We start from the raw sequence: 10,374 nt of genomic DNA, 5'->3' as shown, positions 1-10,374 counted from the left end.
GATAGGGGGGGTCGGGTAAGGGTTTCCAGTCAGGAAGTTGGGAGAGTTTTGGAAGGGACCAAGGTCAAGGAGTGTGCAGTACACAGTGTGTAGGAAAGTAGTACAGTGTAAGTGATGAAAGGTAAGAAGAGTCTAAGAAGAGAAGGAACAGAGAGTTGAAGGGTAGGTAGGTAGAATTGAACTACAAAAACCGAAAACACCGACAACAGCCGACAGAAGACCAGTCTCGGAGGTCAGGGCCCGGCCGGGCCGAAGAGGGTCGGCGGGGACTGAGCTCAGCGCCGGCCCGGTTTGGTCTCGGAGGCCAGGTGCCGCTCGGGCCAGCCAGCGCCTCAGCGAACTGCACCCAGAAGCGGCCCGGGGGCGCGGGTTCGGAGGCCAGGTGTCGCCCGGGCCAGCCAGTGCCTCGGCGAGTCGTACGCAGGAGCGGCCCGGGGGCGCCGCGGGCGGAGGTGTCCTGTGGGCGCTGGTGACGGAGGACAGGTTCCCGCCGCTGTCCCTCTGGCACCGCGGCGCGGCCGAGGAAGGCCCAGGACTCGGCCTCCCTCGCCGCCGCGCCTCCAGGAGCGGGACCGGCATCTGCTCGGCCTCCTCGCCGTGGCGAGGTACCTGGATGCGGACCAGATTGGTCGGCTGTGCTTCCCAGGCCGTCATCGGACCCGCGCGGGCGTGCGGCTGTGGCAGCTTGCTGACGAGTCCGGTGGCGCCTCCTGGCCGCCCTTCGTGCGCTCCATCGAGGCTCGCTTCCCGGACGGGACGCCGCGGCAGGCCTGGGCGCTCACGGACACAGGCTACCGCGTCGCCGAGGACCTGCTCGGCCTGGTGAAGCGCCCCAACAGGGACACGGCGCCTCAGTTCATGGCCCATGCCCTCGCGACCACGGAGCTGCTGGTGCAACTGCTCGCCGCCGGGCTTCGTTCGGAGCCCGGCCTTCGCGGCGAGGCGTCACGTAGCCTGCCCCCCATGGCACGAGTCTCCGACTTCGCACACGCGGATGACCCGCGCTACCGCTGGATTGCCTCCGACTCCGCGCAGCGGCCCTGGAGTGAGTACGACCAGGCGAAGAACGTCCGCCACTCCCGGGAGCTCCGACCCGACGCCATCCTCGAGGTGCCCGCGGCCCGCGTCCGGCTCTTCGTTGAATGCGAGATGGGGACTCAGACCGTCTCGCCGCTCGTCGCCGACGCCCCTGGCTCCACTCTGAACAAGCTCACGCGCTACGCGAGCTTCCTGAACGAGGGCGCCGACGTCGACCCGCTCGGCGTCAACCGGACGTTTTACGATCAGTCCTTCGCCGACGGTTTCCTCCCCGAGCTGCTCTTCCTCGTGCAGAGCGCCGCACGCGAGCGCACCGTCGCGTCCGCGGTGGAACCAGCCCTGGCCACGTGGCAGCAGGCGAACCCTGGGAGACGGCCGCCCGTGGTTCGTGTGGCCCAGGTGGCCGGGGCCGTCCAGCACGTGCAGTCGCTGGCGAGCGCGGCGCCTCCCCGCCCGTCGGGTCCAGAGCCCGAGGCCTTGCCGCGACTGTCGCGCAACGAGATCCAGCTCCTGGTCGACTTCTACGGGGCGACGCAGTCGGCCTTCAAGACGCTCCGGGACACCGCCCGAGCTCAAGGTGCGACGCCGCCCGAGTACCCGGCGCGAATTGCCGAGGTTCACAAGCTCCTCGAGCGCCTTCGGCGCTGACTGGTCCACAGGGCAGTTGTCGGCATCGGCTTTTGTCAGCTGTCCTCTCGGTCTCTGCCTAGGCGGGGGCGGACTCCTCGCCGAAGCGCCCGGGGCCGAGTGCGCGCCGAGTCGCGGCCTGTGAGCGTCACACTGCGCTCTCGCACACTCCCGAGTGCCGGCGCCACCGGAGGCCCGAGCGGTGAACGTGGGGCTGCCGCCAGCTTCGAGGCCGCATGCACTGCTGCTTCCGCAGACGTCTGTGCGCACCCCTGAGCATTCAGCGTCCACGCGGCCCATCCCGACTTCACCTTCTTGCGAGGTGTCCTCCTGGGTTCGCGCCGGCGTCGGGCCTTACAACCCCGGGCGCCTCTCGCGTTCGGTCGCGCCAGGATACAGCGTCCTGTCACGCCCTCCGCCTCACGGTTCGGCACCCGGCACGGCCCACCTCCGGCTGCTTCGTGGCGACGCCTTGCCGCCCCATCACCTTGTGAGGGCAGCAAGGACGCCGCCCCAACCTGGAGGACACCATGACGCAGAAGATTTCCGACCTCGAGAAGGGCACCCGTCTCAACGTCTTTTCCGCTCGCGAGCGCAACGGGCGCACCTACTGGACCAAAGCCGGCTCGGCCTTCGTCAACAAGGACGGCAGCATCAACGTCCTGCTCGACGTTCTGCCGCTCGACGGCAAGCTCCAACTCCGCACCGCCGATGCCAAGGACGAGGCGGGTGACGCGTCGGGGACTGCGGAGGCTGCCTAACTGCCCCGCCGCCCCGGCCGTGCGGCCGGGGCGGCGTCCCGAGCTTTCGGCGGATCGCTTCTTCGCTCGACGCTGGCGCGCTCGCGTCGAGCAGCACTTGGAGCTGAGCTGGCACCTGACGGTGCCTGCCGCGCCTTCTGTGGCGACGCCCCTCGCCCCGGTCGCAACTGGCCCTGGGCCCTGGCGGGCCGGCAGGGCAGGGTGGCCGGGGCGCACCGCGCCGGCCGTGCCTTCCACGCTGCGCTGGCGCGCGCGCGTGGAGCTGCTGCTCCAGGTCCTCGCGCTGGGAGCGCGCGCCGGTGGTGCCGCGGGCGTTGCTCCTGGCGGCCCTGCCGGTGCGCTCCGCGCCGGCCGTGCGTCCACGCTGCGCTGGCGCGCGCGTGGAGCTGCTGCTCGCGTGCTGCTCTGGGCCCTGACGGGCCGGCAGGGCAGGGTGGCCGGGGCGCTCCGCGCCGGCCGTGCCTCCACGCTGCGCTGGCGCGCGCGCGTGGAGCTGCTGCTCGCGTGCTGCCCTGGGCCCTGACGGGCCGGCAGGGCAGGGTGGCCGGTGCGCTCCGCGCCGGCCGTGCGTCCACGCTGCGCTGGCGCGCGCGCGCGTGGAGCTGCTGCTCCAGGTCCTCGCGCTGGGAGCGCGCGCCGGTGGTGCCGCGGGCGTTGCTCCTGGCGGCCCTGCCGGTGCGCTCCGCGCCGGCCGTGCGTCCACGCTGCGCTGGCGCGCGCGTGGAGCTGCTGCTCGCGTGCTGCTCTGGGCCCTGACGGGCCGGCAGGGCAGGGTGGCCGGGGCGCTCCGCGCCGGCCGTGCCTCCACGCTGCGCTGGCGCGCGCGCGTGGAGCTGCTGCTCCAGATCCTCGCGCTGGGAGCGCGCGCCGGTGGTGCCGCGGGCGTTGCACCTGGCGGCCCTGCCGGGGCGCTCCGCGCTGCCCGTGCCTCCACGCTGGCTCTGTCTCGCGTCCGCAGCGCGTCGCTAAGCCGGCACGGTGGCCGGCTTTCTGCCACGCCGGCCTCCACCCTTGGGCGATGCGGGACGCGTGCCTCTCGTTGGGACGACACCGACAATTGCCACCCCACAGCTGAACGCTGAGTTCTCACGCCGTTCTTGGTCGCCGACCTCATCGCCTGCGCTCGACCGTGCCATGGCCTCCCGCTCCTGCTTTCACGTCCCCCGCAGACGTCTGTGCGAACGCCGAGGAGTGGTGCTGTGCCCCTGGCGCTCGCCGCCGACTGACTGCACGGCCGGCGGCGGGTCTCGGATGCAGTGCCGTGTGTCCTCCTAAGGACGCGCCACGGCGGGGGCCTAACAGCGCCACGTGCCGAGCGCGTTCGGTCGCGCCAGGAAACAGCCCCTGGCACGCCCTCCGCCCAAAGGCTCGGCACATGGCAACGGCCCCCGCCGCGTCGCTTGGAGCACGACTCGCCACCCCCGTTCCGGGTGAGGGTGGCGAGGTCGCCGCTCCACCACGGAGGACACGACGATGCACTTCATTCCCGACGAGCCCACCCCGCAGGACGCGCAGCAGCCCGACGAGGCCACCGAGGAGATTCTCCCGGACCTGCCCGACAACGTCGTCTCGCTCGATGCGCACAGGAAGGACGTGCTGGTCGACCGCCTGATGGAGGCCCTCTTCTCCGGGGCGCGGGGGAGCCTCGACGACGGGGGCGACGACGACTTGCGTCCTCCTCCCGAGGGCTACTGAACGCAGCGCCGCGTCCGCACGCGGCGCCCTCCCGGGCGCCGCGCCGCCGCACGTTTCGAACCTCGTACCGTTTTCGCTCCACCCAAATATTGAGCTCCTCGGCGCCCACGCTCTCCCGGCTCGGGCCACGCCCCGGGCCCTGACGGGCCTGCGGGGCAGGGGGGCCGGGGCGCCGCGCCGCCCTTGCCCTCCACGCTGGCGCTGGCGCGCTCGCGTGGAGGACCTGGACCTGCGTCCGCTCCGGCACCAGGTGGTGCCCACTGCGGCCTGGGTGCAGCGCTCGCCGCCGGCGGCTCTCTCGAGGCCCTGGGCCCCGAGGGGCCTGCGGGTATGGTGGCCGGGGCGCTTCGCTCCGGCCGCGCCCTCCACGCTGACGCTGGCACGCTCGCGTGGAGTTGCTGCTCCGCTGCGGCCCTGCCGGCCCTGCCGGGCAGGGGTCGGGGCGCTTCGCTCCGGCCGCGCCCTCCACGCTGGCGCTGGCGCGCTAGCGTGAAGCTGCTGCTCCGCTGCTGCCCTTTGGGGCCTGCGGGGCAGGGTTGCCCGGGGCGCTTCGCTCCGGCCGTGCCTCCCACGCTGGCGCCGACGCGCTCGCGCGGAACTTCTTCGCTTCGGCCCTGACGGGCCTGCGGGGCAGGGGGTCGGCGCGCTTCGCGCCGGCCGTGCCTTCCACGCTCGCTCTGGCGCGCTCGCTCGGAGCTTCTCCGCTGCGGCCCTGCCGGGCCTGCGGGGCAGGGGCCGGGGCGCTTCGGCCCGGCCGTGCCTTCCACGCTGGCGCTGGCGCGCTCGCGTGGAGGACCTGCACCTGCGTCCGCTCCGGCACCAGATAGTGCCACCGCGGCCTGACAGCAGCGCTGAACCTCTCTGACTCGCCCGCTGAGATCTCCTCTCCGCCGACTAAATCCGTCTGTTTGCACTAAATAGTGCTAAATCCGCGTTTCCTGATGCCGAGGTTCCCATGAGCAACAAGGACGCTTCCGTCGACGGTCCTCCGGATTCCGCCAGTCCCCTCACCACGGGCCTGCTGCTGGCTCTCGTCTCAATTGGCCTCCTCGAGACGGCCGTCCAGGCCTCTCCCGCGTCCTCCCTCTCCTCCAATCCCTTCCTCTCCCTTCCCCACCGCCTTTTTTCCTTCGCACTGCCGTACTACGTCCCGCTTCGCGCCTGGGCCATCGCGCACCCTGTCGGAGGACTCCTTCTCTGTGTCGTCCTCCTCGGGCTCGGCCTCGTCCTGTACCGGTCCTATCTGCTCCTCTGGTACAACCGCGTCCTTCCCATCCTCACCGGGCTGCAGCTCGTCCCCGACGCCACCCGGTTTGAAACGCTCTCCTATGACCTCATCGAGGAGATTCGCAGGCGTCCTCCGAGCCATAAGTTCGTCGGCTTGACGCCGCACCGCCGTCGCTTCCGCGCCGTCGAGTGGCACCCTGTCTACATCTCCGACGTCGAGCAGACGATGCACCGTCACGTCCTCGGTGAGACAGGCAGCGGAAAGACGGCCTCCGTCATCTGGCCCTCCGTCCTGCAGGACCTCTTGGACGGCTTCGGCGTCCTCGTCATTTCCGCGAAGGGCTCCGACGAGGAGATTGTGGAGGTGAAGGCCCTCGCCGCCATCGCCAACCGCGTTCCAGAGCTCCGCGTCTTCGCCCTTCCGGCGTGGAACGACTCCAACATCTGGAGTCACCGCTACAACATGGTCTGGGTACGTCCGCGGCGCGTGAAACCGGGCGCTCCCACCACGCCTTCCGTTGTGCTGGAGCCTGGCGACGACCCGGTGCCCGTCGCCCAGAGAGTCATCTCCGTCCTCACGCTGGGGGACAACGTCTTCTACAACGTCCAGGCCGAAATCATGTGGACCAACCTCTGCCGGTTGCTCCACGGCATGGTGGACGCCGACGGCAATGGCCTTGTCTTCACCATGCGGGACTTGGCCGTGTGCCTCAAGGGCATCGGCAACACGGGCGCCTACGCCGCGGCTCTCACCTTCTGCCTCAGTCGCTCCCTCGACAAAGAGGCAGCGCGCGAAATCTCCGCCCAAATCCAGAACCTGGGCAGGGACGTGCAGAAGTGCATGTCCGGCCTCATCGGCGCAGCCGACAAGTTCCGCTCTCCTCTCGTCAACGCATACGCCCCCGACTTCACCTTCGAGGACCTCCTCGAGAAGAACCAGGTGCTGTACGCGCAGCTGCCCTCCAACCTCTTCCCCATCCAGGCCCCAGCCCTGGGAAAGGTCCTCCTCATGGACCTGCAGCAGCAGGGCTCCCTGCGCCAGGTGCACCGGACGACGCGCAACCAGCAGTACTTCGGCGCCCACGTCGACGAGTTCTATACCTTCGCTGAAATGCGCGTCGTCGACAGCCTCAACAAGCTGCGCGACGCTAAGGTGCGCTTCCTCCTCGCGCACCAGTCCATCGCTGACCTGGAGCTCGTCTCCAAGGAATTCGCCTCCGCCGTCTGGGACAACACCCTGTGGAAGGACGTCCTCCGGCAGTCCAACCCTGCCCTTTGCGAGCAAATTGCCAAGTCCGTCGGCACCCACCAGGTGCACCAGTCCACCGTTCGTCGCCAACAGGGGGCCCTCTGGACATCGCTCCTCACCGGGGATGCCTCCGTGAAGCTCGTCGAGACGTTTCGCCTCCACCCCAACGAAATCAAAAATCTCGCTCCACGAGGGCAGGGGTGGTGCGTCAGCAAGCAGGGCCCCATTCCCGTCAACTACGCCCGTCTTCCTCCTCTGCAAGCTGACTTCCCTCTTCAGCGCCGTGTGCAGGCCGGCACTCCGGGCTTGCGCCTCGAGGAAAAGTTTCTGAAAGCGCCTCCCTTCGACGCGTAACTCACTCAGCGTCCCGCGCGCGGCAACTGCAACTGCCGGACGGCTCCACCGTCTTCTCCTATTCCGAAACAGCCCGAGGCCGTCCAGACGACTGCCGTGCACGACGCACCTGCCGTCCGCGGCCGTCCCCGTCAAGGAGCTGCCGCCCGCTTTCAGCGGCGCGCCTTCGCGCGTCCCTGACGGCGCCCGCCGCTCCCGCCCTCCCGCTACCGTTCCTCGCCAAGGCGAGGACTGCCCTACGGCGCATACGTCTGTCTTTACGGCGCGCTCTGCAATGTCAGACATGAGTGATACACCCACTCATGCGCATGCGCTGCGCGCACGCGTCGCTACCCGGGAAGGACTCGGGCACGCCACCTGCCGGCCCCACGCCGGCCTTGAGGCTGACATGCCGTTTCAGTTGGACATGGAGCTTTCCTCTGTCCGCATCACCCGCCGCCGTGAAGTCGTGGAACTCCCAGACGACTGCCCGAACTGCCGCAAGCCCCTTCGAGGCCCCAAAGGTGTCGGTTTCTCCGTCCAGGGCCTCACCTTCTCCGAGATTGGGGCGAAGGTGCCCGACGCCGGGCCGCCTCTCCACTTGGACGACTACACCGACTACTCGGACACCAAGGTGGACACGGGCCTTTCCTGCGGCGCGTGCGGCGCCTTCCTCCACGGGGACGACGTCATCATGACGCCGCCCCGCGACTGCGACGTGCCGCCGCCGGCAGCATCTCCCTTGCCGCTGTCGCAGGCGTGATTGCGCGGCCCCGCCGCGCAGACGTCTGTGTGGCGGGTGAGTACGTGTCTGTGATTGTATGTCAGACCCCCCTGGTAGAACTGTTTTCACGTTGGACGGCGCCCACGCCGCCAGCGCCTCGCCCGGGACGGACTCGGGCGCTTCACCACCGGCGCCAAGCCGGCCCAGAGGTCGCAATGCCCACGCCCGCCCTTCCTCCAGAGACGCTCGCCCGCTTCGACACCGAAGGGCCCGGCAGCCTCTCCGATGCGGAACTCCTCGCCCTGGGCCTCGGCCTCTCGCTGGACGTCGCAACCTCCGTCCTGTCCGAGTTTGGCGGCCTCTTCGCAGTCACCCGCGCGTCTCCCCAGGACCTCGGCACCGCACTCGGCGGCAAGGAGGCCCTCCTCCGCCGCGTCGCCGCCTCCCGGGAATTGGGCCTGCGCATGCTGGCCGCGCCCGACGTGCGCCCCAAGCTAAACAAGCCCAACACGGTTGCCGAGTACCTCGGGCCGCGCATTGCCCACCTGCCCTACGAAGTCTTCCACGTGCTGTGCTTCAACGCGCGCAACGTCCTCATTCGAGACGTGCGCGTTGCCAGGGGCACGGTCTCTAGCTGTGCTGTCTCGCCCCGCGACGTCTTCGCCCCTGCCCTCGGTACGTCGGGCACCGTCGCCGTCATCCTCGCGCACAACCACCCCTCTGGAGACCCGGAGCCGAGCGCGCAGGACCTGGCCCTCACGCGCTACCTCTGCAAGGCGGCGGCACTCCTCAACGTGAAGGTGCTGGACCATGTCGTCATTGGGGGAAAGGGGCATGTCTCGCTTGCAGAGCGCGGCATGTTTCCTGACTCCGTCGAGTGACGTCGTAGGTGGGTTGTCCGGAAGTGTGTGTCAGACCCTCCTGGTAGAACTGTTTTCACGCTGACGGCGACAACGCCGCCAGCGCCCCGCCCGGGAAGGACCCGGGCGCTTCACCACCGGCGCCAAGCCGGTTCAGAGGTCGCAATGCCCGCAGCAATCGAGAAGATGGTTTACGCCGGGGAAACGCCCTGGCACGGGTTGGGGACGCATCTCCCCGCCAACGGCACCTGGGAGGACGTCCGCGACGCGGCCGGCTTCTACGACGTCTACGAAGAGGCCCTGAAGCTCGAAGACGGCTTCATCATCCCGGACCGCAAGGCCCTGCGCCGCGCCGACACCCGCGCCTACCTCTCCACCGTCGGCACTGACTACTGCCCGCTCCAATTCGAGCAGCTTGCACGGGCTGGCCTGATTGCCGCCCACGACGTACAGGCCATCTGGCACACGGCGGGCACCCTCGGCCCCAACGGCGTGCGCGGGTGGATGCTCGCGGAGCTTCCCGAGCCGATTCGCGTCAGGGGTGACTCCTCCGAAACTCGCAAGTACGTGGTCCTCACCACCGCACATGACGGGCTGTCCGCCGCCATCCTCGCCAACGTCGCCACCCGCGTCGTGTGCCGCAACACCCTCGGCGCGGCGCTGAAGGAGCGGGGCGGGGCGCGGTGGTGCATCCGTCACACCGCCAACGCGGAGGCGCGCCTCGAAGAGGCCGCGCGTGCGTTCAGGTACATGACGACGGAAATGAAGGAGTTCGAGGAGATGTGCAACGTCCTCGTGGGCCATCGCTACACGAAGGAGATGCACACCGCCGTCATCGACGCGCTCATTCCCGTCCCGAAGGACAACAAGCCGCATCCCCGGCTGGAAAAGGACCGCGCGGCCGTCTCCAACCTGTTCGACACCTTCACCGGCGCCGACGCGCCCCTCCTCGGCACTGGCTACGGCGCGCTCCAGGCGTGGACGGAGTTCGCGAAGCTCAAAGCCCCCATCGACGAGGGCGCCGCCAGCAAGCGCACCGCGCGCCGGCTCATGTCCGCGACGGTGGGGGAGGGGGCCACGCAGGTTTCCCGGGCCCTGGGCCACATCCTGACGCAAACGGGCATCTACGTGCGCACCCCCAGCGCGCTCCCCGTCGCGGCCTGACAACCCTCCACGCGCGGCCCGCTCCTCGTGGGCGGGCCGCACATTCCGTCCATGTCCATTCCCAAGTCGCAGCCGCTCACCCGCGCGCAGCTGGCGCGCCGTGCTGAACTCATTCAGCAACTTCGCGCGGCCCATGCCGCCAACGTGCCCTTCGTCCCTCTCTCCTTCATGGTCAACCTTGCTGGCGGCGCCGCCTTCGAGGAGCGTGCGGCGCGCCTCACCGACATTGCAACGCGGGCCGCGGCGGCGCGGAAGCTGACGATGCGTGACGCCGAGGCACTGGTCCGCATCGAGCGCGCCGTGCTGGCAGAGCTCGGATTCGACCCGCGTACGCAGAAGGACCCGCTGCAACCCACCCCGGAGACAGTCCCCCCGAGCCGAAGTGTCCGCGAGGCTCTGCTCTCCGGCGACTCCGAGGCCTTCCTCCGGGTGGTCCGCAGCGCGGGACTCGTGGCCCCAACGGAGTCCACCGACTGACAGCCGTCCGCCTGGTGCCTGCACAGTCAGCTCGGCACCAGGTGCCCGCGGTGCCCGGTGTCCTCTCAGGTGGACGCGGCCGCCCCGGGGCCTGACAGCGCCACGCGCCGAGCGCGTTCGGTCGCGCCAGGAAACGGCCCCTGGCACACCCTCCGCCCAAAGGCTCGGCGCGTGGCAACGGCCCCGGGGCGGCTCGCTACAGGAGCTGCGCCTCGCCGC

General features: G+C 69.8%; 10 protein-coding genes. All 10 read left to right on the top strand.

All coding sequences use genetic code 11. The features are described 5' to 3' along the window. Positions 1 to 459 precede the first annotated feature (459 nt). The 10 genes from OV427_RS50535 to OV427_RS50490 all read left to right on the top strand — a co-directional run bounded on the left by OV427_RS50535 (position 460) and on the right by OV427_RS50490 (position 10,155). Positions 460 to 1,686 carry a replication-relaxation family protein gene (locus OV427_RS50535; RefSeq protein ID WP_267863733.1) on the top strand — a complete coding sequence of 409 codons (1,227 nt, stop codon included), beginning with the start codon at positions 460 to 462 and terminating at the stop codon, positions 1,684 to 1,686. Between the two features lie 509 nt (positions 1,687 to 2,195). Beyond that, positions 2,196 to 2,426: a hypothetical protein gene (locus tag OV427_RS50530; RefSeq protein ID WP_267863732.1), complete on the top strand. Its 231-nt coding sequence runs from the start codon at positions 2,196 to 2,198 to the stop codon at positions 2,424 to 2,426. A gap of 226 nt (positions 2,427 to 2,652) precedes the next feature. Next, positions 2,653 to 2,949, top strand: a complete 297-nt coding sequence (locus tag OV427_RS50525) for a hypothetical protein (RefSeq protein ID WP_267863731.1) — start codon at positions 2,653 to 2,655, stop codon at positions 2,947 to 2,949. Continuing rightward, on the top strand, positions 2,931 to 3,182 hold the full coding sequence (locus OV427_RS50520; RefSeq protein WP_267863730.1) for a hypothetical protein: 252 nt from the start codon (positions 2,931 to 2,933) through the stop codon (positions 3,180 to 3,182). Before OV427_RS50525 ends, OV427_RS50520 begins: the two co-directional genes overlap by 19 nt. A 717-nt stretch (positions 3,183 to 3,899) precedes the next feature. Further along, positions 3,900 to 4,121, top strand: coding sequence for a hypothetical protein (locus tag OV427_RS50515; RefSeq protein WP_267863729.1), 222 nt, complete (start codon positions 3,900 to 3,902; stop codon positions 4,119 to 4,121). Between the two features lie 955 nt (positions 4,122 to 5,076). Continuing rightward, on the top strand, positions 5,077 to 6,951 hold the full coding sequence (locus OV427_RS50510) for a type IV secretory system conjugative DNA transfer family protein (protein ID WP_267863728.1): 1,875 nt from the start codon (positions 5,077 to 5,079) through the stop codon (positions 6,949 to 6,951). Positions 6,952 to 7,339: 388 nt separating this feature from the next. Next, positions 7,340 to 7,693: a hypothetical protein gene (locus OV427_RS50505; protein ID WP_267863727.1), complete on the top strand. Its 354-nt coding sequence runs from the start codon at positions 7,340 to 7,342 to the stop codon at positions 7,691 to 7,693. Between the two features lie 176 nt (positions 7,694 to 7,869). Continuing rightward, entirely contained in the window at positions 7,870 to 8,535 is a 666-nt protein-coding gene (locus OV427_RS50500; RefSeq protein ID WP_267863726.1) for a JAB domain-containing protein, read from the top strand. A gap of 144 nt (positions 8,536 to 8,679) precedes the next feature. Beyond that, positions 8,680 to 9,678 (top strand): DUF932 domain-containing protein, encoded by a 999-nt coding sequence (locus OV427_RS50495; protein ID WP_267863725.1) that lies wholly within the window; start codon positions 8,680 to 8,682, stop codon positions 9,676 to 9,678. Between the two features lie 51 nt (positions 9,679 to 9,729). After that, the gene (locus OV427_RS50490) at positions 9,730 to 10,155 is read left to right on the top strand and encodes a hypothetical protein (RefSeq protein ID WP_267863724.1); all 426 of its coding nucleotides are present in this window, start codon (positions 9,730 to 9,732) and stop codon (positions 10,153 to 10,155) included. Positions 10,156 to 10,374 lie beyond the last annotated feature (219 nt).

Source organism: Pyxidicoccus sp. MSG2, assembly GCF_026626705.1.
Classification (GTDB): Bacteria; Myxococcota; Myxococcia; order Myxococcales; family Myxococcaceae; genus Myxococcus.
The sequence above is the reverse complement of the archived record's forward strand: the minus strand, read 5'-3'. Positions and strand labels throughout refer to the sequence as shown.

Bases quoted from the DNA above. Each gene is read 5' to 3' on its own strand.
- OV427_RS50530 (WP_267863732.1), top strand. From the start codon at position 2,196: ATGACGCAGAAGATTTCCGACCTCGAGAAGGGCACCCGTCTCAACGTC.
- OV427_RS50515 (WP_267863729.1), top strand. From the start codon at position 3,900: ATGCACTTCATTCCCGACGAGCCCACCCCGCAGGACGCGCAGCAGCCC.
- OV427_RS50510 (WP_267863728.1), top strand. From the start codon at position 5,077: ATGAGCAACAAGGACGCTTCCGTCGACGGTCCTCCGGATTCCGCCAGT.
- OV427_RS50505 (WP_267863727.1), top strand. From the start codon at position 7,340: ATGCCGTTTCAGTTGGACATGGAGCTTTCCTCTGTCCGCATCACCCGC.
- OV427_RS50500 (WP_267863726.1), top strand. From the start codon at position 7,870: ATGCCCACGCCCGCCCTTCCTCCAGAGACGCTCGCCCGCTTCGACACC.
- OV427_RS50495 (WP_267863725.1), top strand. From the start codon at position 8,680: ATGCCCGCAGCAATCGAGAAGATGGTTTACGCCGGGGAAACGCCCTGG.
- OV427_RS50490 (WP_267863724.1), top strand. From the start codon at position 9,730: ATGTCCATTCCCAAGTCGCAGCCGCTCACCCGCGCGCAGCTGGCGCGC.